This window comes from Glycomyces algeriensis, assembly GCF_027622855.1.
Lineage (GTDB): Bacteria > Actinomycetota > Actinomycetes > Mycobacteriales > Micromonosporaceae > Glycomyces > Glycomyces algeriensis.
This window is the reverse complement of record NZ_JAPZVR010000001.1, coordinates 658,620-681,375: the sequence shown is the minus strand read 5'-3', so window position 1 is coordinate 681,375 and position 22,756 is coordinate 658,620. Positions and strand designations below refer to the sequence as shown.

The 22,756-nt window shown below is 72.1% G+C and carries 22 protein-coding genes and 1 pseudogene; 17 read left to right on the top strand and 6 right to left on the bottom strand.

Annotated features, from left to right (window positions below; genetic code table 11):
• The first annotated feature begins 12 nt into the window (after window positions 1-12).
• Window positions 13-588, top strand: a complete 576-nt coding sequence (locus tag O2L52_RS02865) for a hypothetical protein (RefSeq protein ID WP_270113796.1) — start codon at window positions 13-15, stop codon at window positions 586-588.
• Between the two features lie 48 nt (window positions 589-636).
• Here the strand turns inward: O2L52_RS02865 and O2L52_RS02860 are convergent, their stop codons facing one another.
• From O2L52_RS02860 to O2L52_RS02850, 3 genes are all read right to left on the bottom strand, one after another.
• Window positions 637-3,090, bottom strand: coding sequence for a polysaccharide lyase 8 family protein (locus O2L52_RS02860; RefSeq protein ID WP_270113795.1), 2,454 nt, complete (start codon window positions 3,088-3,090; stop codon window positions 637-639).
• A gap of 136 nt (window positions 3,091-3,226) precedes the next feature.
• Complete coding sequence (gene egtA / locus O2L52_RS02855) at window positions 3,227-4,456, bottom strand: ergothioneine biosynthesis glutamate--cysteine ligase EgtA (protein ID WP_270113794.1); 1,230 nt, start codon at window positions 4,454-4,456, stop codon at window positions 3,227-3,229.
• A gap of 82 nt (window positions 4,457-4,538) precedes the next feature.
• A complete protein-coding gene (locus O2L52_RS02850) occupies window positions 4,539-4,994 on the bottom strand; it encodes an RrF2 family transcriptional regulator (RefSeq protein WP_270113793.1) in 456 nt (151 codons plus the stop codon).
• A 308-nt stretch (window positions 4,995-5,302) separates the two neighbouring features.
• On the opposite strand from O2L52_RS02850, the gene O2L52_RS02845 reads away from it, so the two are divergent.
• The 11 genes and pseudogenes from O2L52_RS02845 to O2L52_RS02795 all read left to right on the top strand — a co-directional run bounded on the left by O2L52_RS02845 (window position 5,303) and on the right by O2L52_RS02795 (window position 15,162).
• Window positions 5,303-5,878 (top strand): winged helix-turn-helix domain-containing protein, encoded by a 576-nt coding sequence (locus O2L52_RS02845; protein ID WP_270113792.1) that lies wholly within the window; start codon window positions 5,303-5,305, stop codon window positions 5,876-5,878.
• Window positions 5,879-6,310: 432 nt separating this feature from the next.
• Window positions 6,311-6,856 carry an NADPH-dependent FMN reductase gene (locus O2L52_RS02840; protein ID WP_270113791.1) on the top strand — a complete coding sequence of 182 codons (546 nt, stop codon included), beginning with the start codon at window positions 6,311-6,313 and terminating at the stop codon, window positions 6,854-6,856.
• A complete protein-coding gene (locus O2L52_RS02835) occupies window positions 6,853-7,362 on the top strand; it encodes a flavin reductase family protein (RefSeq protein ID WP_270113790.1) in 510 nt (169 codons plus the stop codon). Before O2L52_RS02840 ends, O2L52_RS02835 begins: the two co-directional genes overlap by 4 nt.
• A gap of 68 nt (window positions 7,363-7,430) precedes the next feature.
• Complete coding sequence (locus O2L52_RS02830) at window positions 7,431-8,495, top strand: ABC transporter substrate-binding protein (protein WP_270113789.1); 1,065 nt, start codon at window positions 7,431-7,433, stop codon at window positions 8,493-8,495.
• Window positions 8,492-9,361, top strand: a complete 870-nt coding sequence (locus O2L52_RS02825) for an ABC transporter permease (RefSeq protein ID WP_270113788.1) — start codon at window positions 8,492-8,494, stop codon at window positions 9,359-9,361. The genes O2L52_RS02830 and O2L52_RS02825 overlap by 4 nt, the downstream gene beginning before the upstream one ends.
• A complete protein-coding gene (locus O2L52_RS02820; protein WP_270113787.1) occupies window positions 9,337-10,101 on the top strand; it encodes an ABC transporter ATP-binding protein in 765 nt (254 codons plus the stop codon). Before O2L52_RS02825 ends, O2L52_RS02820 begins: the two co-directional genes overlap by 25 nt.
• On the top strand, window positions 10,098-11,465 hold the full coding sequence (locus O2L52_RS02815; RefSeq protein ID WP_270113786.1) for an LLM class flavin-dependent oxidoreductase: 1,368 nt from the start codon (window positions 10,098-10,100) through the stop codon (window positions 11,463-11,465). The genes O2L52_RS02820 and O2L52_RS02815 overlap by 4 nt, the downstream gene beginning before the upstream one ends.
• A gap of 228 nt (window positions 11,466-11,693) precedes the next feature.
• Window positions 11,694-12,776, top strand: coding sequence for an ABC transporter substrate-binding protein (locus tag O2L52_RS02810; protein WP_270113785.1), 1,083 nt, complete (start codon window positions 11,694-11,696; stop codon window positions 12,774-12,776).
• 140 nt (window positions 12,777-12,916) lie between these two features.
• Window positions 12,917-13,564: pseudogene (locus tag O2L52_RS02805) on the top strand (ABC transporter ATP-binding protein); the annotation flags it as partial.
• Window positions 13,554-14,444 carry an ABC transporter permease gene (locus O2L52_RS02800; RefSeq protein ID WP_270113783.1) on the top strand — a complete coding sequence of 297 codons (891 nt, stop codon included), beginning with the start codon at window positions 13,554-13,556 and terminating at the stop codon, window positions 14,442-14,444. The pseudogene O2L52_RS02805 and the gene O2L52_RS02800, both read left to right, overlap by 11 nt.
• Before the next feature lie 190 nt (window positions 14,445-14,634).
• Window positions 14,635-15,162, top strand: a complete 528-nt coding sequence (locus O2L52_RS02795) for a rhodanese-like domain-containing protein (RefSeq protein WP_270113782.1) — start codon at window positions 14,635-14,637, stop codon at window positions 15,160-15,162.
• 3 nt (window positions 15,163-15,165) lie between these two features.
• Here the strand turns inward: O2L52_RS02795 and O2L52_RS02790 are convergent, their stop codons facing one another.
• Window positions 15,166-15,738 carry a helix-turn-helix domain-containing protein gene (locus tag O2L52_RS02790; RefSeq protein WP_270113781.1) on the bottom strand — a complete coding sequence of 191 codons (573 nt, stop codon included), beginning with the start codon at window positions 15,736-15,738 and terminating at the stop codon, window positions 15,166-15,168.
• Between the two features lie 116 nt (window positions 15,739-15,854).
• Here O2L52_RS02790 and O2L52_RS02785 point away from each other — a divergent pair, with 116 nt between their 5' ends.
• On the top strand, window positions 15,855-16,691 hold the full coding sequence (locus O2L52_RS02785) for a DMT family transporter (protein WP_270113780.1): 837 nt from the start codon (window positions 15,855-15,857) through the stop codon (window positions 16,689-16,691).
• Between the two features lie 45 nt (window positions 16,692-16,736).
• Here O2L52_RS02785 and O2L52_RS02780 read toward each other — a convergent pair whose 3' ends face one another.
• Entirely contained in the window at window positions 16,737-17,951 is a 1,215-nt protein-coding gene (locus tag O2L52_RS02780) for an MFS transporter (protein ID WP_270113779.1), read from the bottom strand.
• A 122-nt stretch (window positions 17,952-18,073) separates the two neighbouring features.
• On the opposite strand from O2L52_RS02780, the gene O2L52_RS02775 reads away from it, so the two are divergent.
• Complete coding sequence (locus O2L52_RS02775) at window positions 18,074-19,222, top strand: glutathione S-transferase family protein (protein WP_270113778.1); 1,149 nt, start codon at window positions 18,074-18,076, stop codon at window positions 19,220-19,222.
• On the opposite strand, the gene O2L52_RS02770 is transcribed toward O2L52_RS02775, so the two are convergent.
• Window positions 19,206-19,850: a phosphotransferase family protein gene (locus O2L52_RS02770; RefSeq protein WP_270113777.1), complete on the bottom strand. Its 645-nt coding sequence runs from the start codon at window positions 19,848-19,850 to the stop codon at window positions 19,206-19,208. The two genes, O2L52_RS02775 and O2L52_RS02770, sit on opposite strands and share 17 nt — an antisense overlap.
• Window positions 19,851-20,007: 157 nt before the next feature.
• Between O2L52_RS02770 and O2L52_RS02765 the strand changes: the two genes are divergently transcribed.
• The 3 genes from O2L52_RS02765 (at window position 20,008) to O2L52_RS02755 (ending at window position 22,749) form a co-directional block, all read left to right on the top strand.
• A complete protein-coding gene (locus O2L52_RS02765; RefSeq protein ID WP_270113776.1) occupies window positions 20,008-20,736 on the top strand; it encodes an HAD family hydrolase in 729 nt (242 codons plus the stop codon).
• An 80-nt stretch (window positions 20,737-20,816) separates the two neighbouring features.
• On the top strand, window positions 20,817-21,755 hold the full coding sequence (locus O2L52_RS02760) for an SDR family NAD(P)-dependent oxidoreductase (protein ID WP_270113775.1): 939 nt from the start codon (window positions 20,817-20,819) through the stop codon (window positions 21,753-21,755).
• Window positions 21,756-21,801: 46 nt separating this feature from the next.
• Entirely contained in the window at window positions 21,802-22,749 is a 948-nt protein-coding gene (locus O2L52_RS02755; protein WP_270113774.1) for an SDR family NAD(P)-dependent oxidoreductase, read from the top strand.
• The last annotated feature ends 7 nt before the right edge of the window (window positions 22,750-22,756 follow it).

Below are 22,756 nucleotides of genomic sequence, written 5' to 3'. Positions count from 1 at the left end.
CTAGGAGGCACCATGGACGCGAACGCGATGCGACCGCGCGCACTCGGGCTCGCGAGCGCGGTGCTGTGGGCGCTGGCCGCGGTGCTCGCGGCGGCTGCGGTCGTGAAGGTCGCCATGTACGGGCGGTTCGCGAACGTCTCTGCGGAGGCCTGCGGGGACGTGATGGACCTGGAGCCGCCCGGCGGGTGGAGCGACCGGTCATTCCCGTGCGAGCAGCTCGGGCCTATGGGCTGGTACCTGCCGTACTGGGTGTCGCTGCTGGCCTATGTGGTCTTCGCGGTGCTGTTCCTGGTCGCGGCGATCCTCGCGGCGCGGACGGCCACGACGGCACGGGGGTTCACGCTGTGGACGGCGATCGTCGCGGTCGCGCTGTGCGCGGTGCCGGGGCTGCTGAACCTCGGGCGGCGGTTCGCGGAAGCGGGCGCGAACCAGGCGGACACCCTGGTGGCCGCGCGGGTCTTCGACGCGTTCCCCGGGTGGGTGGAGGCGGTCGAGACCGTGGTGCAGGTGCTGCTGGTCGTCGGCGCGGCCGCGGCGGTGTGGCTGCTGTCGCGGCCCGAGGTGCGCGCCGCACTCGAGCGGCGCTGAGTTCGGGCGGGCCGGGCGGGGCCGCTTCGCGCGGAATCGCCTTGCGGGTCAGCGCAGTCGCACGGTGTGGGTCGCGCCGAGGGAGCCCTCGGTGCGCACGGTGATGCGGGGCCGGTCGCCGGTCTCGACGGTGACGGTGTCGTCGGCTTCGAGGACTTCGCTGGCGGCGGAGGAGAGTTCGACGACGACTTCGCTGGTGGTGCGGCCGGGGTCGGCGATCGCCACGGTGTACTCGCCGTCTTCTTCGGCGACGAGGACCGAGGCGGGGCCGTCGCAGGTGAGGCCTCCGGCCTCGCCGGCCTGCCAGAAGTGGGCGGCGATGCGGCTGCCGTCGGTGACCGCTTGCACTGCAGGCGTGTTCGCGAGGATCTGGAGCCGGTCGCTGCCGGCGGCGGTGGCGGTCGCGGACTCGTCGGCGGTCGGGAGCAGGACGTACGCGTAGGTGGCGGCGGCGGGCGAGGTGCCGTGGTCGAACCACAGGGTGGCGTACCGTCGCGAGTGGACTTCGGTGTCGCCGCCGCCGGTGGTCGGGCCCTGCTCGATGTCGTTCCATGCGCCCGTGCGGGTCTCGCGGAGGCCGCGGAGGCCTTCGGCGCCCGAGGGGAAGAGGTAGCCGCCGACGCCTTCGAGGTGGATCCAGCGGGCGTCGTCGAGTTCGGCGGCCCAGCCCGGTTCGCTCGACTGCTCGTCGCCGTTCACGCTGAGGCGCGGCGAGCCTTCGGCGCCGAGGTTCCGGTTCTCGACGGTGGTGACGACGGTGCGGCCGTCGGAGGCGGTGATGTCCGCGCCGAGGGCGACGACCGCGTCGTCGAGGACGAACCAGGCCTTCTTGGCGCGCAGGCTGGAGCCGTCGGCGACGAGTTCCATCGCCGCGACCGCGTACCGGTCGCCGAGAGCCGCGCCGCCCGCGACGTCGTTCTCGGGCAGGTGCTTGACCATGCCCTCGGAGGCGGCGGTGACTTCCCGCTCCCGGGTGTCCACAGTGGTCCCGGGCAGGCGGTACGGGTCCACGGTGGGCCAGAACTCGTCGTTGTACTGCTCGGCGTCGGTGCGGAGGTAGAGGTAGGTCATGCCGTCGCCGAGGTACCAGCCGTGCAGGTTCTCCCAGTTGCCCATCTCGTAGGCCGCCACCCGGTTCGAGGACATCGACAGCGCCCAGGACCAGTCGGCGCGGCGGGCCACGGCGCGGTCCATCCCGGCGAAGACCCGGCTGTGCTCGGGGCGCGGGGCGGGCGCGACCGCGTCGTCCTCCAGGATCGCCCGGGCGCGGCTCAGGCCGGCGATCCCGGCGCGCTCGGCATACGGGAAGGTCTCCTGCGAGCGTTCGGCCCAGCCCTTGACGACGGCGTGCCAGCGCTCCCGGTACTGCGGCGGGGCGCCGACGGCCAGCTGCGTGAGGGCGGTGATGAAGGCGGCGCCGTTGGTGTGGTCGCGCTGCTCGGGGCGGGAGACGCCGCGCCCGTACACGCAGTCCATGAACAGGCCGTCCTCGAGGAACGGCTCGAAGCTCAGTTCGACCGCGTCGTAGAGCACCGGCAGGTTCTCGTCCACCACCTCGCCCGCCGAGCCCGCGAGGAGCGACACGGCCATCCCGGCCGAGGAGAGGAGCGTGGTGCCGTACGCGGCGGCGTAGGGCACGTTGTCATGCTGGATGAGCGAGCCGTCGCGGTAGAAGCCGTCGTCCTCGGTGACGTACTGGAAGAGGCTGTGGCGGCCTTCGTCGGTGGTGGTGCCGGAGAGGCCGTCGCGGGCGAGCCGCAGCTTCTCGTCGTCCTCGCCGAGGATGCCGCGCAGCGCCAGGATGACGGCCTTGTCGGCGCGGTTGGCGCCGACCTCGTGGATCACGGGGTTGACCACCCGCATGTCGGCGTCGGGGCACCAGCGGTCGACGGCCGCGAAGTACTGCTGCATCCGCTCGGCGGGGATGTGGTCGTAGAGGATCACGCACATCTTCAGCAGGGCGGTGGGCGAGCCGATCTCCCACCAGTACCAGTTGTCGACCTGTTCGACGCGCTCGTTGTAGCCCTCGTCGTAGAGCAGGCCGAGGCTTTCGGCGATCGCGGCCGCGATCGCCTCGTCGCCGTACTGGGAGGTGCCGGGCGTGGCCCAGGCGGTGGCGATCCGGTAGAGCTGTCGGAAGGAGTTGTTGAAGTTGGCGGCCTTGGAGACCGGGTCGAGGTCGGGCCAGACGGCGGTGCGCCCCTCGCTGCGGTCCATCGTGTCCCACAGCTCGGCGGCCTCGGTCTCGATCCGGGCGATCGCGGGTGCGTACTCGGGGTCGGACGGGTCGAACTCGCCGCCGACGAGGAGTTCGGCGGCGCGCGCCCGCAGTCCGTTGAAGTCGAGCGTGGGAATGCTGAGGTCGTCGGAGGCGGCGATGGACGCGGGCTCGTCCGGGCGCAGGAAGAAGGCCGCCCCTCCGGCGCCCACGCCGATGCCGGCGACCCCGAGCGCCCCTCCGAGCAGTAGGCGGCGGTTCAGGGAGGAAGGCGGGTTCGGCATCGAGCGTCCAAATCAGGGCGGCGGGATGGGGGTCGCCCCCATACTAGCGGCCCACACGTGCGACAGCAGCACCTGAATGAGCTGCGTGTTCGCAATGCGCGCAACGCCACAGTGAACGCTCGGCAGCGGGGCTGACTCAGTCCCGGCGGGCTCCGACGACGAGGTCGTCGGCGCGGGTGCGGCCGCGGGCGACGTACTCGTCGGTGAAGCGGTCGAGGCGCGCGGCCGTGTCGGAGTCGGTCTGGGCTCCGCGGGCGGCGGCGAAGCAGGCTTCCGCGGCAAGGCGGATGCCGTCGTCGCCGAGGGCCGCGGTGGCGGCGCGGAGGTACAGGTCGGCGGCGGTGGCGCGGTGCCAGAGCGGTTCGAGGGCGGCGCGGGCGCTCATCGCCGCGGCGGGGTCGTCGAAGAGCGCGGCGACGGCGGCGACGGGCACGATCCAGTCGGCCCCGGGCTGGGCGTCGATCATCCGCAGTTCGAGGTAGTCGCCCCGGGGGCGCACGGGCGGGAAGAGCGTGGAGAGGTGGAAGTCGAGGTCGTCGAGGGTCGGGGCCTGGTGGTAGTCGCCGTTGATCCAGTCGCGGAAGGTGAGGCCGCGCGGCACGGTCCAGCGGCCGGGGCCGCGCACGGCCATGACGCGGGCGTCGAGGGCGTACCGGGCCCAGGATTCGCGCGGGTCGCCTTCGCCCACAGGGCGGGAGCGGGTGCGGTCGATCGCGGCCCACACGTGCTGGCGGGTGGAGCGCCACATGCTCGGTTCGCCGCGGCGCAGCGGCGAGTTGGCGAACGCGGCGATGAGCACGGGTGCGAGCCGGTGCGCGAGCTCCCAGCGGTCGGCGATGCCGCGGTGGCCGGGGCGGTCGTCGCCGATGTCGATGCAGACCTGGACTGACGCGGTGTTCGACATCATCCAGCGCCCGGCGCGCCCGTCCTGGTCGAACAGCTCCTCCATGGCCTGGTAGCGGGAGGTGCGGAGGACCCTGCGGGGCAGGCGGACCGGGTCGAGGCCGAGCCCGAGGAGCTCGTAGCCCTCGGCGCTCAGCGCGGCGGCGACGCGGAGCCGGTCGGACTCGAGGTCGGCGAAACACGCCGCTACGGAGGCGGCGGGCCGCGAGCTGAGCTCGACGGCGCCGCCGGGCTCGAAGCTGAGGCGGGAGCGGCGCGGCAGGGCGTCCCGGACGGCCAGCACGGCTTTGAGGGACTCGGGGTCGAGGCGGCGGCGCCGGTCAGCCGCACTGGTGACGAGGGATTCGACCTCGGCGCCGATCCTGGTCGGGGCGGCGGGCCGGAAGCCTTGGGCGGCAATGTGTTCGAAGACCGCGTCCACGGTGAGGGGCGGGGCTGCGAGGAAGAGCGAGGCGTCGGACATGGGTGACCTCCGAGCGGTGCGGTTATCCTATCTAATCAATAGGATATGTAGATATTAAGGCCCGCGCACCCGCCGCGCAAGGTCAGCGGGGCGCCCAGGCGCCCTCCTCGTCTGTCAATTCCGCGACACGGACCGGGAACTCGCCGCTGGCGGCCTGCTCCAGCGAGACCTCGTCGAGCACCGAGCGCACCGCGGCGCGGGCGGCGACCCACAGCCGCGGCAGGTTCACCGCAGCCCCTTCGTAACTCGTCTCCTCGGGCCGGCGCCCGCGCACCTCGGCGAGCGGGCCGTCGACGGCGCGGAGCACCTCCCCCACCGATATCCGCTCCGGCCCGCGGGCGAGCCGGTAGCCGCCCTCGACCCCGCGGGCGCTCGCGACCAGGTGGGCCCGCCGCAGGTCCCCGAGGATCACCTCGGCGAACTTGCGGGGCAGGCCCTGAGCGGACGCGAGGGTGCTGGCCGAGATGGTGCGCGGATGCTCGGCGGCCAGGGTGAGTGCGATGCGGACGGCGTACTCGCCGCGTGCGGAGACCTGCATGAGCCAGGCTCCCTTCATGGGTTCTGGGGCAGAACGGAACGTGGACTTGAATCCTACTTGATAGATAGGATATGCTGTCATGGTGAACCACAGCAGCGAAGGCGCAGCGCCCGGAACGGCGCCTGGGGCGGAGTCGAGGCGGACCAAGCGCCGCCACATCGACTTCTCCCGCTCGAACTCGGCCCTGTGTCGCCCGGGCGGCACCGTCGGCGCCGGTCACGCTCGCTAGCCGCAAGGCCTCCGAGCACCGCGCCCTTGGCGTCGCCCGCTCCGGTACTCCATTCGAACCCGAACCCGAAGGCGACGCCATGACTCCCGTCCAGACCCACACCCGCCCTCCCGTCCACCGCCGCAACGGACTCGCGACGATCACCGTCACCATCGAGATCCCGGCCGACGACCCCCGCCTCGCAAGGCGGCTCACCGCCGCCCTCGGCGTGCTCTCCCAGAGCGGCGGCCGCATCTCGGTCGCCTCCGAGGGCGCGCCCGCCGCGCCCGAGAGCCCGGCCGCGCTCGCGGCGCCGAGCGCGCCGCAGTCGCCCCCCGCGCTCCTCATCGACGTGCCCGGCCGCGAAGTGCTCGTGCGCGGCGAGTCGATCGCCCTGACCCGCTTGGAGTTCGAGCTCCTGGCGTTCCTGGCGCGGTACCCCGGGATGGTCCACACCCGGGCCGAACTCCTGCAGTACGTCTGGGAGACACCGGACACCGGCATCCCCGGCCGCACCGTCGACGTCCACGTGCGGCGCCTGCGATCCAAGCTCGGGGAGTTCGACGAGCTCGTGGGCACCGTGCGCGGCGTCGGCTACCGGTTCACCCGCAGCCGCGACGTGGAGTACCGGACCGGCGCGGCCTCGCCCGCCGCAGACCGGCTTCTCACCATCTAAGAATTCCTAGTATTTCTATAGGAATACTGATAGTGTTCTCCGTATGACGACCGCCGAGTTCCTCACACGGCGGCGCGAAATCGACCAGATGCGCGCCGCCAGCGCACTGTGTCTGCGAATGTGTTAGGGCCTGTCCCGCGGATCAGGGAGCGGCGGTATCCGAGTCCGTTTGTTCGCTCGCAAGGCGGAAGGCCCTCCAGATACCGGTGTTGTATCTGGAGGGCCGACAACGAAGCGAGCGGGCAAACGGGCCGGATAACGACCGGTCTGATCCGCGGGACAGGCCCTAAAGCGCAGCCCCTAGCGGGCAGGCGTCCCAGGCTGCGCTCGATCACCCTCCTCCTGCGAATCCCCACGGGCCCTTCCATGCCCGCATCCCCGCACGCCCTCCAGCGGCGTGCCTTCGCCCATCTCACCTGTAAGGACACCACCGTGACCGCCGCCATCTCACTGACCACTGTGGTCGGCAATCCGAAGCGACTCTCCCGCACCCTCACCACCGCCGAGGCGCTCGCCGCGGCCATCGGCTCCGAGCTCCGGGCCGAACCGCGCGCCGCCTCCATCGACCTCGCCGAGCTGTACCTGGACGGCATCGAGCCCCCGCACGACGGGTTCGAGCACGCCGCCACCCAGGTGCACACCGCGAACGTGCTCATCGTGGGCACGCCCGTCTACAAGGCCAGCTACACCGGTCTGCTCAAGCTGTTCCTCGACCAGCTCGCCCCGCGGGCCCTCGAAGGGGTCCTGGCCGTGCCGGTCACCATCGCGGCCTCGGCCGAGCACCGATTCCTCGCCGACCTGCAGCTGCGGCCGGTCCTGGCCGAGCTCGGCGCGAGCCTGCCGGTGCCGTCGCTGGCGCTGCGCGAGAGTGAGCTGCCGGCCCTCCCCGAGCACATCGGCGCCTGGACCGAGGCGCACGCCCCGGCCCTGGAGGCCGCACTCGGCCTGGGCCGCAAGCCGGTCGGAGCGGCAGCATGAGCGCGCGCCTCGCAGCCCCGGCGGGGGTCGCCCCCGAGTCCTTCAGGTCCCTGTTCCGGGCCCACCCCGCGGGCGTGACCGTGGTGTGCGCCGACGCCGGGTCCGGCCCGGCCGGGTTCACCGCCACCTCGCTCACCTCGGTGTCGATCGACCCGCCGCTCGTGTCGTTCGCGATCGCCACCGGCTCGTCCGCGTGGCCGGCGGTCCGGGACGCCGAGAGCCTCACCGTCAACTTCCTGTCCGCCGCGCAGCACGAGATCGCGACCCGGTTCGCCACCAGCGGCATCGACCGCTTCGGCGGGCCGACCCTGTGGTCGCGGCTGGAGACCGGCGAGCCGGTGCTCGACAACGCCCCGTCGTTCCTGCGCGCGGTCGTCACCGAGCGCATCGAGGCCGGGGACCACCACGTGGTCCTGGCCCTGGTGGTCGACGCCGAGGCCGGCGGGGACCACGAACCGCTGGTGTACCACGCGGGCGGCTACTGCGCCGCCGCCCCGCTCGAATGACCTGCCGGGCGGCGGCCCGCCCCGGCCCCGCCCGACTCCTTCCCGACTCCTTCTGAAAGGCCGTCCCCATGTCCTCCAACGCAACCCGCCGAACCCTGCTAGCCGGTGCGCCCGCCGTCGCGGCGCTGGCGCTCACCGCCTGCTCCGAGGAGCCGAGCGGCCCGGTGCTCGCCGCCGACGCCGCCCTGCCCACCGCCGTCCCCGAGGGGACCAAGGTCGTCATCGGCGACCCGGTCCAGCAGCTCGCCTTCGAGCTGTCGGGCCTGGTGGGCCTCCTGACCTTCGACGTCGAGTGGGCCAACATCTCGGGCGGGCCGAAGTCCGCCGAGGCGTTCCGCGCCAAGTCCCTCGACGTCTCCTCGGTCGCCGACATCCCGCCGATCCACGCGACCTGGACCAACCTCCCGGTGAAGATCGTGGCCGCCGCGGGCCGCACCGACCCGCTCGCGCACCCCATCTACGACCTCGGGGTCGCCCCCGGCGTGGACGTGGCGGCGATCGAGGACCTGGCCGGCAAGAAGATCGCGTACTCCCCCGGGCAGGCGCAGGGCGCGCTGATCCTGCGGGTGCTCGACGCGGCCGGGCTGAGCCAGGACGACGTGCAGCTCGTGGAGCTGCCGAGCACCGCCGACACCTACTCGAACGCCCTCGGCGGCGGCGAGGTCGACGTCGCCCCGATCGGCGGCACCCAGGTGCGCTCCTACATCAACAAGTACGGCCCGGACGGCGCCACCGCGATCCCGCACGGCCTGCGCGACGACCCGTGGACGCTCTACGCGCCCATCGAGGTCCTGGAGGACGCGGACAAAGCGGCCGCCATCGCGCAGTACGTGCGCCTGTGGGGCGCCGCGAAGCTCTGGACCAGGGCGAACCGCGAGGAGTGGATCAACGCCTGGTACGTCGACCACGAGGGACTGCCCTATGAGGACGGCGAGTACCTGTTCGACCGCGAGGGCGAGCCGGACTTCCCCGAGAACTGGGACGAGACCATCGAGCGCCACCAGGAGACCATCGAGATCGTCGCGGCCGGCACCGGCAACGACGTCTTCGACGCCGAGGAGATCTACGACCGCCGCTTCGAGCACCTCGTGAACGAGGGCATCGCCGAGTACGGAGAGGCGGGCGCGTCATGACCGCCGTGGAGACCAAGCCGGCGCGCGGCGCCCCGCCGCCGCTCAAGCACGACGAGGCGGCGAGCGGCCGCGCCTCCAGGCCGCGGGGCAAGCGCCGCCTCGGCCCGGGCAAGTCGATCCCGCTCGGCTACCTCATCGGCCCGCTGCTGCTCCTGGGCGTCTGGATCTGGGGCTCGGCGCAGGGCTGGATCGACCCGCGCATCCTCACGGCCCCTTGGACCGTGGTCGAGACCGCCTGGGACCTCTGGGAGTCCGGGCGGCTCGGACCGGACCTGCTCGTCTCGGCCCGCCGCTTCGCGCTCGGGCTCACGTTCGGCGTGCTCGCCGGGCTCGTGCTCGCGATCGTCTCGGGGCTGAGCCGCTGGGGCGAGGCCGTCGTGGACGGACCGGTGCAGATCAAGCGGTCGATCCCGAACCTCGCGCTGCTGCCGCTGCTGCTCCTGTGGTTCGGCATCGACGAGCGGATGAAGATCATCACGATCGCGCTCGGCGTGCTCATCCCGATCTACATCCACACCCACAACGGCCTGCGCTCGATCGACGGGCGCTACGCCGAGCTCGCCGAGACGCTGCGGCTCAACCACGCGGCCTTCCTCGGCCGGGTGGTCCTGCCCGGCGCGCTCCCGGGGTTCTTCCTGGGCATGCGCTTCGCCGTGACCTCCTCGTGGCTGTCCCTCGTGGTGGTCGAGCAGGTCAACGCCACCAGCGGCATCGGCTACATGATGCTGCTGGCCGGCACCTACGGGCAGACCGACATCATCATCGTCGGCCTGGTCCTCTACGCCCTGCTCGGGCTCGTCTCCGACACCGTCGTCCGCATCGTCCAGAGGAGGGTTCTGTCATGGCGACGCACGCTGGAGGACTGACCGCCACGACCGCGGCGGTGCGCATCAGCGGCCTCCACCGCTCCTTCACCGACGACCGCCCCGTGCTGTCCGGCCTCGACCTGACCATCGAACCCGGCGAGTTCGTGGCCCTCCTGGGCCGCTCCGGCTCGGGCAAGTCCACGCTCCTGCGGGCCCTAGCGGGCCTCGACCAGGATGCCTCGGGCACCGGCGACATCGAAGTGCCCGAACAGGTCTCGGTGGTCTTCCAGGACTCGCGGCTGCTGCCGTGGCAGCGGGTCCTGCGCAACGTCGTGATCGGCCTCAACGGCCCGAACGCGAAGGCGCGGGGCCGCGAGGCCCTCGCCGAAGTGGGGCTCGCCGGACGCGAACGGGCCTGGCCCCGCGAGCTCTCCGGCGGCGAGCAGCAGCGCGTGGCGCTCGCCCGCTCGCTGGTGCGCGAACCCCAGCTGCTCCTGGCCGACGAGCCCTTCGGGGCCCTGGACGCCTTGACCCGCATCAAGATGCACGGGCTCCTGCGTGCCCTCTACGAGCGCCACAAGCCCGCCGTCCTGCTCGTCACCCACGACGTCGACGAGGCGATCGTCCTCGCCGACCGGGTGCTCGTCCTGGACTCCGGGCACGTGCGCACCGAGCGGCGCGTCGACCTCGACGGACCGCGCGACCCGTCGGACCCGCGGTTCGCCGAGGTCCGCACCGAACTGCTCGCCGCACTCGGCCTGGCCGGCGGCGCCGAGATCAAGAAAGAGGAGGAAGCATGAGCACGAGGCAACTGCATCTCAACGCGTTCCTGATGAACACCGGCCACCACGAGGCCTCGTGGCGGCTCCCCGAGTCCGACCCGCACTCCTCCACCAAGATCGCGCACTACGCGAACCTCGCGCGGATCGCCGAGCGCGGAAAGCTCGACTCGGTGTTCTTCGCGGACTCGCCGTCCCTGTGGGGCACCATCGGCCGCCGGCCCTCCGGGTCGCTCGAGCCCACGGTGGTCCTGGCGGCGCTCGCCGCCGTGACCGAGCACATCGGACTCATCGCCACCGCGTCCACGACGTACAACGAGCCGTACAACCTGGCGCGGCGCTTCGCCTCGGTCGACCACCTCTCGGGCGGGCGGGCCGGATGGAACATCGTGACCACCGCGACCCTCGACGCCGCGCGCAACTTCAACCTCGCCGAACTCCCCGACCACGCCTCGCGGTACGCCCGGGCCGAGGAGTTCCTTCAGGTCGCCAAGAAGCTCTGGGACTCCTGGGACGACGCGGCGATCCTGGGCGACAAGGAGACCGGGCTCTGGGGCGACGAGAAGCTGGTCTACCCCGCCGACCACGCGGGCGAGCACTTCCAGGTCGCCGGGGCGCTCAACGTGCCGCGCTCCCCGCAGGGGCACCCGCTGCTCGTGCAGGCCGGGTCCTCTGAGGACGGCAAGGCGTTCGCGGCGCTCCACGCCGAGGCGATCTTCACCGCGCAGCAGACCCTCCAGGAGGCGCAGGCGTTCTACGCCGACATCAAGCGCCGGGCCGCGGCGGCCGGCCGCGACCCCGACGGGGTGCTCGTGCTGCCGGGGATCGTGCCGGTCATCGGCGACACCGAGGCCGAGGCCCGCGAACTGGAGGCCGAGCTCGACCGGCTCATCGTCGCCGAGTACGCGCTGGGCAGCCTCGCGAAGCAGCTGAAGCTCGACCCGTCCGAGCTGGACCTCGAGCGGGAGCTGCCCGCGAACCTGCCCACGGAGGACGACATCGAGGGCGCCAAGAGCCGCTTCACGCTCATCGTGGACCTCGCCCGGCGCGAGCGGCTCACGGTGCGGCAGCTGATCGGCCGCCTCGGGGGCGGGCGCGGCCACCGCACCTTCAGCGGCACCCCCGAGCAGGTCGCCGACGCGATCTTCGAGTGGTTCGACGACGGAGCGGCGGACGGGTTCAACATCATGCCCGCCGTCCTGCCCTCGGGCCTGGAGGCGTTCGTGGACCGCGTGGTCCCGATCCTCCAGGAGCGCGGGCGCTTCCGCACCGAGTACACCGGCACCACCTTGCGTGAGCACTACGGCCTCGCGCGCCCGGAGAACCCGCGGCGCCGCGAAGCCCTCGAATCCGCGGTCAAGGGCGTCCTCGCCCACGCCCGCTGAGGGAGGGGCGCATCACGTCCGATGCGCCCCTTTCGCGTCCCAATGCGCGGAACGCCGCCCGGACGGCGAACGTTTTCCGAGCTCGCGCACCGAATCCCGGCCCATTCCCGGCCCATTTACTGGGACGCGGGTTGCCCGCGCGAGACTTCCGATCCTAGAATTCCTACTAGTTTGATCTAGTTAATCGAACTACTAGGATTCATGCCCTCTCAATCAGAAAGCATCCCCATGAGCATCAGACGACGAAGCGTCATCGCAGCCGCAGGCGCGGCCCTCACCGCGGCCCCGGTGCTGGCCGCGTGCGGCAACGACGGCGACGGCGCAACCGCTGCCGCCGAAGCGGACGGCGCGACCGCCAGCGGCACGATCCGCCTGGGCTACTTCGGGAACGTCACCCACGCCCCCGCCCTCGTCGGACTCGAGGCCGGCGTCTTCAAGGAGACCCTGCCCGAGGCCGTCCACATCGAAGAGACCGTCTTCAACGCCGGGCCCTCGGCGATCGAGGCCCTCTTCGCGGACGCCATCGACATCTCCTACATCGGCCCGAACCCGGCCATCAACGGCTGGGCCCAGTCCCAGGGCCAGGCCCTGCACATCATCGGCGGCTCGACCTCCGGCGGCGCCGGCCTGGTCGTGAACGAGTCCATCACCACGGTGGAGGACCTGCGCGGCAAGGCGCTCGCGACCCCGCAGCTGGGCAACACCCAGGACGTGGCGGCCCGCTACTGGCTCAAGGAGCAGGGCTTCGCGACCGACGAGAACGGCGGCGGCGACGTCGCCGTCACCCCCATCGACAACGCCGAGGTCGCCGCGGCCTTCGACGCGGGCACCGTGCAGGCCGCCTGGGCCGTCGAGCCGCGCTACTCGGACCTCGTCATCAAGCACGGCGCGCTCGAGTTCGTCAACGAGCGCGAGCTGTGGGAGGGCGGCCAGTTCGTCACCACCCACATCATCGTGTCCAAGGCGTTCCTCGACGAGCAGCCGGCACTGGTCAAGGCGTTCCTCGAAGCCCACCTGGCCGCACTCGACTTCATCGCCGAGAACCCCGAGGAGGCCCAGACCGCCTCCAACGACCGCATCGAGGCGCTCACCGACAAGCGCCTGGACGACGCCGTGATCGCCGCGGCCTGGGAGAACCTCACCTTCACCGCCGACCCGATCGCGGCCTCGCTCCAGGGCAGCAAGGAGCACGCCGTCGAGGTCGGACTGCTCGAAGAGGTCGACCTCAAGGGCATCTACGCGCTCGAGGCCCTCAACCAGGTGCTCGCCGACCGCGGCGACGCCGAAGTCTCGGCGGGTGACCTGGCATGAGCCTCATCCGCCACGCCGTGGCGGCCGAAGACGCCGCCCGGGTCCCAGGGGCCGTGGTGCTGACCGACGTGGTCAAGCGCTACGGCCGGGGCCCGGGCGCCGTCACGGCCCTCGACGGCGTCTCGCTGAACGTGGCACCCGGCAGCTTCACCTGCCTGGTCGGCGCCTCCGGCTGCGGCAAGAGCACCCTGCTCTCGCTCGTCGCCGGGCTCGACGAGCTCAGCGCCGGCAGCATTGACAACGTGGAGCGGCCGGTCGCCATGATGTTCCAGGAGTCGGCGCTGTTCCCGTGGCTCACCGTCTCGGGCAACGTCGAACTCGCACTGCGCGTGAAGGGCGTCGGTCGGGCTGAACGACGCCAGCGCGCCGCAGAGCTGCTGGACACGGTGCGGCTCAACGGGTTCGCGCACAAGCGGCCGCACGAGCTCTCGGGCGGGATGCGCCAGCGCGTGGCGCTCGCCAGGGCGCTGGCGCAGGACGCGTCGGTGCTGCTCATGGACGAGCCGTTCGGGGCGCTCGACGCGATGACCCGCGACATCCTGCACGACGAGCTGGAGCGGATCTGGCGCGAGCGGGAGCTCACGGTGCTGTTCGTGACGCACAACGTGCGCGAGGCGGTGCGCCTGGGCGACCGGGTGGTGCTGCTGAGTTCGCGGCCGGGCCGCGTGCTCAATGTGTACGACGTGGGGCTGGACCGGCCGCGGCGCATCGACTCGGCGCCGGTCGCGGGCCTGGCGGCCGAGATCACCGACGCGCTGCGCGAGGAGGTGTCGCGCCATGCCGGTTGAGACCGTCTCCTCGAAGGAGGAGGACACCTCCCGCGAGCGGCTGTCGGGGCTGGACGAGCTGGAGCGCACGCCGGTGACGGAGACCCGCTGGGGCCGTTTCGGTTCCCGGTTGTGGGCGAGCACGTGGCCGAAGGTGCTGGCGCTGGTCCTCGTGATCGGCGTGTGGCAGTTCCTGGTGCTGATCGAGTGGAAGCCGGTGTGGGTGCTGCCCGCGCCGCTGACGGTGTGGGAGGACCTGGCGGCGTACGCGTCCACTCCGGACTACTGGCAGGCGATCCTGATCACGATGCAGCGGGCCCTGACCGGGTTCGCGCTGTCGGTGCTGGTCGGTTCGGTGCTGGGCATCGCGGTGGCGCGGTTCAGGCCGCTGCGGGCGGCGATCGGCTCGGCCATCACCGGGCTGCAGACGATGCCGTCGATCATCTGGTTCCCGCTGGCGATCCTGCTGTTCAAGATCTCGGAGTCGGCCATCATGTTCGTGGTGGTGCTCGGGGCGGTGCCCGCGATCGCGAACGGGATCATCTCGGGCATCGACTACGTGCCGCCGGCGTACAAGCGGGTCGGGGCGGTGCTGGGCATGAAGGGCCTGACGCTGTACCGGCACGTGATCCTCCCGGCGACGCTGCCGTCGTTCGTGTCGGGTCTGAAGCAGGGCTGGGCGTTCGCCTGGCGCTCGCTGATGGCGGGCGAGCTGCTGGTGATCATCGCCGGGCAGGGTTCCATCGGCGCGCTGATGCAGGGGGCGCGGGAGTTCAACGACGCGTCGCGGGTCATCGGCTGGATCGTCACGGTGCTCGTCATCGGCATCCTGGTCGACGCGGCGTTCCGCGCCGCGGACAACCGCATCCGCAGTTCCTGGGGCCTGAACCAGGACCGATAGCACCAGACTCCCCCGCGGGGCGTTCCGCACCTTCGCCCCGCGGGGGGACCTCCGGCCCGATGGGCGGCTGAGAGCTGCAGCCGCTTCGACCGACGCCCGACCCGCCCCCGCAGACCGCCGGAGGCCGGGTTCCCGATCAGCTCGCGGGAACCCGGCCTCCGGTACCAGGACCGACCACAGAGGAGCCCACATGTCCGTCGCATCGAAGTCGTTCGTCGGCCCGGCGGCCGCGAGGCAGCTGGTGGAGTCGCACGGCGCCGTCCTCGTCGACGTGCGCACGCCCGGCGAGTTCGCCTCCGAACGCCTCCCCGGCTCGCGCAACGTCCCGCTCGCGACCCTCCCGGCCGCCGACCTCGCCCACGGCGGTGCGCCCGTGATCCTGGTGTGCGCCTCCGGGACACGCGCGGGCCAGGCCAGGAACCTCCTCGACGAGGGCGCGGGCGTACCCGTCCACATCCTCGAAGGCGGCCTGACCGCCTGGCGCAAGGACGGCGGCGCGGTCGAGTCGAGCGGCCGCGGCGTCTGGGGCATGGAACGCCAGGTCCGGCTCGCCGCGGGAGACCTCGTCATCGCCTTCGTGGTCCTCAGTCTCGCCTGGGACCCGCTCAAATGGCTCGCCGCCGCCATCGGCGCCGGCCTGGCCTTCGCGGCGGTCACCGACACCTGCGCCATGGCCCGCGTCCTGGCGCTCCTCCCCTGGAACCGCAGGGCCGCTTGAGGTTCAGGCTCCGGGCGGCAGGTGCACGGTCATGACGAGGGTGCACGTGCCGGTGCCCGCGCCGCGGTAGGCGTGGGGGGCGTCGCCGCCGAACGTGGCGGTCTGGCCTGCGGTGAGCGGGTGTTCCGTCCCGTCCACGACGAGGACCATCTCGCCGGTCATGACGCTGACGGTCTCCTGCACGCCCGCCTGGTGCGGGTGGCTCGCGTACGCGTCGCCCGGCTCGAGCCGCCAGCGCCAGACCTCGACGGGGGCGGGGCCGGAGGTGGTGAGCATGAGGCGGGCCTCGCCGCCCCGCTCACCGGTCCACAGTGGTGTGACCGCTGCTGCGGTGACGATGCGGACGCGGTCTTCGGCGGGGCCCTCCATGAGGGCGGAGACGGAGACGCCGAGGGTGTCGGCGAGGCGGACCAGGGTGGCGAGGTTGGGGTTGCCCTGGGCTTTTTCGAGGCCGACGAGGGCGCCTTTGCTGACGCGGGCGCGACGGCCGAGTTCGTCGAGGGAGAGGCCGGCGCGGACGCGGGCCGCCTTGACGTTGGCCGCGACGGTGCGCAGGGCCGCCTCTGCGTCGCTCATGTGCCCGCCTTCCTGACGCATAAGTCACTCGAATAGTCCGCGCGGTCGTTTGACTGCACCACCGCGGTCGTTCTACTATTCTATCCGGTCGTTCTGATAGAGGATGGTGGGATGCCGTGATCGCCTTGGTACTGGCTCTGGGTAGTTCGCTCGCGTACGGCTGCGCGGACTTCCTCGGGGGGCTCGGCGCGCGCAAGGCGCACGTGCTGCGGACGGTGATGATCGCGGCCCCTGCGAGCCTCGTGGTCGAGCTGCTGCTGTGGCCGCTGCTCGGGGCGTCGTTCGATGCGGCCACGGTCGCTTGGGGCGCGGCCTCCGGCGTGGCTTCGGCGGCGGCGTTCGTGCTGCTGTACCGGACGCTGGCGATCGGTCCGATGAACGTGCTCTCACCGGTCACCGCGCTGGTCTCGGCGGCGCTGCCGGTGGGCGTGGGGCTGCTGCAGGGCGAGCACCTGGCCGCGGCCGGAATGATCGGCCTGCCGCTCGCGCTGGTCGCGGTGGTCCTGGTGAGCGCCGGCCCGGGAGTGCGGTCCTCACGGCCGTCGCGGACGGCGCTGCTGCTCGCATTCGGGGCGGGCGCGGCCATCGCGCTGCAACTGGTCTTCCTGCACCAGGCGCCCGCCGAGAGCGGCGTCGGGCCCTTGATCGTCGGCCGGACCGTCTCGTCGGCGGTCACGCTCGCCGCGGCGTTCCTGATGCGGCGCCGACTGGGCCCGGAGCGGCCCGCCTACGCGGTCTCGGCCGCCGCGGGCGCGCTCGACTCGATCGCGAACCTGCTGTTCCTCCTGGCGGCCCGCAGCGGCGACCTCGCGGTGGTCGCGGTGATCGTCGCCCTCTACCCGGCCGGCACAGTCCTGCTGGCCCGCAAGGTCCTCGGCGAACGCCTCCACCGCGGCCAACTCATCGGCCTCGCCGTAGCGGCGGCGGCAGTCAGCCTCCTGGCCCTCAACTGACCGCTCGGACGATGGTCCTCTTCGGGCGGTCGACCGTACGGTGGACTAGACCTTCTCGAGGGGCTGCTTCGGGGCGTCCAGGTCGGCGGCGGCCTTGGCGCGGCGCTCGGCCGCTCCGGAGGCCGCGGCTACGGCGAGGGCGGCCAGGCCCAGGGCCACGCCGATCCACACTGGAGCGATGAGGCCGTGGCCGCCGTCGATGGCGAGGCCGCCGAACCACGCCGAGAGGGCGATGCCGACGTTGAACGCCGCGGCGTTCACCGAGGACGCGAGCGAAGGCGCCTCCTTCGCCACGTCCATGACGCGGGTCTGGAAGACCGGGACCATCGCGAACCCGGCCGCGCCGAGCGCGAACACCATGACCGCGGCCGGGACCGCGTACGGGGCCGCGAAGGCGAACACGACCAGAGCGGCGGTGGCCGCCGTGATGGTGCCGTACATGGTCGGCATGAGCGCGCGGTCCGCGAGCCGCCCGCCGAGGAGGTTGCCGCCGGTCAGGCCGATGCCGAAGAGGATGAGCAGCCAGGGCACCGCCCCGGTGTCGAACCCCGAGACGCGGGTGAGGATCGGCTCCATGAAGGTGATGGCGGCGTAGGCCGCGCCCCAGCCGAGCATGGTGATCGTGAGGACCTGCCACACCTGCGGCCGGCGGAAGACCGCGAGCTCGGTGCGCAGCGACCCGCCGGTGTCGTTGGCCCGGGAGGGCACGAACGCGATGATCGCCGCCAGCGAGACCGCGCCGATGACCGCGATGCCCCAGAACGCCGCCCGCCAGCCCAGCTGCTGGCCCAGCGCCGTGCCGAAGGGCACGCCGACGACGTTCGAGAGGGTCAGGCCGGTCATCATGAGCGCGATCGCGCGGGAGCGCCGGTCGGGCGCGACGAGGCTCGCGGCCATGACCGGGCCGATGCCCATGAACGCGCCGTGGCAGAGCGCGGAGACGACGCGGCCGGTCATGAGCACGCCGTAGTCGGGGGCCTTCGCGGCGAGCACGTTGCCGGCGATGAAGAGGCCCATGAGGATGACGAGCATCGTCTTGCGCGGGAGGCGGGTACCGGCGGCGGTCATGATCGGCGCGCCGACGGCCACCGAGGCCGCGTACCCGGTGACGAGGAGTCCGGCCGTGGAGATCGAGACGTCGAGGTCGTCGCCGAGCGGCCCGAGGAGGCCCACCACGACGAACTCGGTGAGACCGATTCCGAACGCGCCCAATGCGAGTGCACCGAGGGCGAGCATGCGGCGGCGCTTGGAGGTGGACATGGCGGTCAAGTATTCGCCGCCGCACCGCGAACGTCCAGTACTTTCTCAACCCCTTGGAAGAATCGGCCGGACGGTCTCGCGCGCGCGGCACCCGCCGGCTCGGCGATGCGTAGGCTGGGCGTGTGGCACAGAGCGAACCCAACCGGACCGACGGCACCGCGCACTCCACCAAGGGCGCGTACGTGACCGGCGGCGAGTTCACCAGGGACACCAACTACATCGAGGACCGCGTCGTGGCCGACGCGGCGGCCGTGCGGGCGGCGCCCGTCGAGGCGCACTCGAAGATCGGCGACCCGCGCATGGCCGGGCTCACCGAGGGCGCGCTGGCCTGGCCGGTCGAGCCGGGCCGCTACCGGCTCGTGGCCGCGCGGGCCTGCCCGTGGGCGCACCGGTCGATCATCATCCGCCGCCTGCTCGGCCTCGAGTCCGCCATCTCGCTGGCGACGCCGGGGCCGGTGCACGACGTGCGCTCGTGGACGTTCGACCTGAACCCCGACGGACGCGACCCCGTGCTCGGCACCGAGCGGCTGCAGGAGCACTACTTCAAGCGCTTCCCCGAGTACCCGCGCGGCATCACCGTGCCCGCGCTCGTGGACGTGCCCACCGGTCAGCTCGTCACCAACAACTACCCGCAGCTGACCTTCGACCTCTCCACCCAGTGGGCCGGGCACCACCGCGAGGGCGCGCCGGACCTGCTGCCGGAGTCGCTCATCGACGAGATGCTCCCGGTGATCGAGCGGATCTTCACCGAGATCAACAACGGCGTCTACCGCGCGGGCTTCGCCGGGTCCCAGCGCGCCTACGAGCTCTCGTACAAGCGGCTGTTCAAGGCCCTCGACTGGCTCGAGGAGCGCCTGGCCGGGCAGCGGTACCTCATGGGCGAGCACATAACGGAAGCCGACGTGCGGCTCTTCACGACCCTCGTGCGGTTCGACCCGGTCTACCACGGCCACTTCAAGTGCAACCGGAACAAGCTCGCCGAGATGCCGGTCCTGTGGGCGTACGCGCGCGACCTGTTCCAGACCTCCGGATTCGGGGACACTGTGGACTTCGACCAGATCAAGCGGCACTACTACGTCGTGCACGAGGACATCAACCCGACCCAGGTGGTACCTGCGGGCCCGGACCTCGCGAACTGGCTCTCCGAGCACGGCCGGGAGTCCTTGGGCGGCAGCCCGTTCGGCGACGGCACCGCGCCCGGGCCGGTAGCCGACGACGAGCGCCCGCCGGGTGCGAACCCGCTCTACGCCAACATCACCAGCCCGCGGTGACCTCGGCCCGCCGCTCCCATTCGGCGACGGCTGGACCATCCGGATCCCAGCGGCGGCAGAACTCGCGCAGCTCCAGGCACCGGTCGACCATGGCGGCCCGGCGCAGCGGCCAGTCCGGAACCGACGCGCCGTAGCCCTCGAAGAACGCGTCGAGCGCCCCGACCCGGTCGGGGTGGTGCATCCGCACGATCCACTCGCACCACGCGAGGTCCTCGATCGGGTCGCCGAGATGCGCGAACTCCCAGTCGACGACCGCGGTCACCGCGTAACCGACCGGGTCGAGCAGGAGGTTGTTCGGCCCGAAGTCGCCGTGGACCAGCGTGCCCTCGCCGAGGGCGCCCGTGGTCGCGTGAATGCGACGCAGGACCTCGCCGCAGGAGCGCAGGACCTCGGCCGCGTCGCCGGAGTCGAGGAGCTCCTGGCCGGGCGCGCCCTCGACGAAGCCGAGCGTCAACGCGCCCTCGCCCGCGCCGAGCAGTGGGGGCACCGGGACCGTGCCGGCCAGCGCGGTCAGCACCAGGCGTTCGCGTTCGAGCCGCAGCTCCGCGTCGGGCCCTTCGTAATGCTTCACCACCGTCGCCCGGTCGCGGGTGGTCCGGTTCGTGTAGCCGTGCGGGAGTCGACGCATCCGCAGAGTATGCGGTCCCGGTGCCGCGGTGGCCAACGGTTTAACGGCTGCGGAACTCAGCGGTTCCCGGTGTGAAGTGCGGCCGGAACCGTGGTGGGGTCGCCCGTGCTCGGTTACGGTTGCGGCGACCGCCGCAGTCCAGGACGGAAGGCCCGCCGTGATCCACAGCCTCTTCGACTCAGCCGTCGCCTACCGGCCGACCGCGGCCGAGCAGTCCGAGCCCGTGCCGCCGATCGAGGCGGTCCTGTTCGACTTCAGCAACACCATCTTCAAGCTCATCGACGCGGGCACCTGGCTGCGCCGGGTCGCCGCCGCCACGGGCCGCGTCCTGGACGACGACCTGCTCGAGAAGACCGTCGCGCAGCTCGGCGAGGCCTACCGCATCCCCGAGGTCGCCGCCCTGCAGATCGGCCGCGACGAGTCCGCCGAGCAGCACCGCACGGCCCTCCTCGGCTGGTTCGAGCACGTCGACTTCCTCCAGGGCATCGAGGCCGAGGCGTACGACGCGATCGCCGCCCCCGACGCGTGGGTGCCCTACCCGGACACCGAGCCGCTGCTGCGGGAGCTGCGCCGCCGCGGGATCAAGACCGGCATCGTCTCGGACTTCCCGTGGGACGTGGGCGTACACATGGAGCACTTCGGCCTGGTCGACCTCATCGACGTGCGCGTCATCTCGTACCAGTACGGCACCGAGAAGCCCGACCCCGTGCTGTTCCGCGCGGCGTGCGAGCGCCTCGGCGTCGACCCGCGCCGCACGCTGATGGTCGGCGACAACCCGGCCAAGGACGGCGGCGCGGCGGCGAGCGGCCTGCGCGCGTACATCCTCCCGGGCGAGGTCCGCATGGGCGAGCGCGGCCTGGCGCACGTCCTGGGCTTCCTCGACTAAACGAGACTCCACTCAGGTCGGTGCGGAGTGCTGACCTGGCGGTTTGCGTTGGAGTGCACTCCAAGCCGTAGCGTGGTGGCATGACCGACAAGCAGCAGCCGATCGACTCCGGCTTCAACAACCGCTCCACCGCCGCCGACGTCCTCGCGGGCATCGACCTCACCGGGAAGACCGCCGTGGTGACCGGCGGTTACTCCGGCATCGGCCTCGAGACCACGCGGGCGCTGGCGAACGCCGGGGCGACGGTGATCGTCCCCGCCCGCCGGCCCGACCTCGCCGCCGCGAGCCTGAAGGACATCGACGGCGTCGAGGTGGACGACCTCGACCTCGCCGACCTCGACAGCGTCCGGCAGTTCGCCGAACGGCGCCTCGCCGACGGGCGGCGCTTCGACATGCTCCTCGGCAACGCCGGGATCATGGCCTGCCCGGAGACGCGCACCGAGCGGGGCTGGGAGCTCCAGTTCGCCACCAACCACCTGGGCCATTACGCCCTCGTGAACCGCCTCATCCCGCTCCTGGAGGGCGCGCGCGTCGTCATGACCTCCTCAGGCGGGCACGGCAACTCGCCGATCCGCTGGGACGACCCGCACTTCGAGCAGGGCTACGACCGCTGGAAGGCCTACGGGCAGTCGAAGACCGCGAACATCCTGTTCGCCGTCGAACTCGACCGGCTCGGACAGAGCTCTGGCATCCGCTCCTTCGCACTGCACCCCGGGGCGATCCTCACGCCGCTGCAGCGGCACATCCCCTTGGCGGAGCAGAAGGAGATGGGCTGGATCGACGACGAGGGCAACCCGCCCGAGCGGTTCAAGACCACCGAGCAGGGCGCCGGGACCCAGACCTGGGCCGCCACCTCGCCGCGGCTCGACGGCATGGGCGGGCTCTACCTCGAGGACTGCGAGGTCGCCGAGGTGTCCGAGGAGTGGTCGGGCGTGCGGCCCTACGCGGTCGACCCCGACGAGGCGAAGCGGCTGTGGGCGTTTTCGGCCGAGCTCACCGGCGTGAACGCCTTCGCCTGATCTGGCGGTTTGCGTTGGAGCGCACTCCAGGCCGTAGATTCGGGGCATGAGCGAACAGCAGCGACCGATCGGATCCGGCTTCGACAACCGTTCCACCGCAACCGATGTCATCGACGGACTCGACCTGACCGGGACGACCGCGGTCGTGACCGGCGGCTACTCCGGTATCGGCCTGGAGACCACGCGGGCGCTGGCGCGCGCCGGGGCGACGGTGATCGTCCCGGCGCGCCGGCCCGACCTCGCCAGGAAGCACCTCGAGGGGATCGACGGCGCCGAGGTGGACGACCTCGACCTCGCCGACCCCGACAGCGTCCGGACGTTCGCCGAGCGGCGGATCGCCGACGGACGGCGGATCGACGTCCTCGTCAACAGCGCGGGCGTCATGGCCTGCCCCGAGACGCGGACGCCGCAAGGCTGGGAACTCCAGTTCGCCGTCAACCACCTCGGGCACTACGCGCTCGTGAACCGGCTCATGCCGGTGCTCGCGGGCGCCCGGGTCGTGTCCGTCTCCTCGGTCGGCCACCGCCAGTCCGCGATCCGCTGGGACGACCCGCACTTCGCCACCGAGTACGACCGCGGGCTGGCCTACGGGCAGTCGAAGACCGCGAACGCGCTCTTCGCCGTCGAGCTCGACCGGCTCGCCCGCGGCGCCGGAATCCGGGCGTTCACACTGCACCCCGGGGCGATCCTCACCCCGCTGCAGCGGCACTTCAGCGAGGCCGAGCAGCGCGAGATCGGCTGGATCGACGAGCACGGCCGGCCGCCGGCCCACTTCAAGACCCCCGAGCAGGGCGCGGCCACGCAGACCTGGGCGGCCGTGTCACCGCAGCTGGACGGCCGCGGCGGGGTCTACCTGGAGGACTGCGAGGTCGCGGCGGTGAACCCCGACCCGGGGCCCGGACCGGGCGTCCGGCCGCACGCGGTCGACCCCGACGAGGCGAAGCGGCTGTGGGCGTTCTCGGCCGAGCTCACCGGCGTGAACGCCTTCGCCTGAGCGGCGC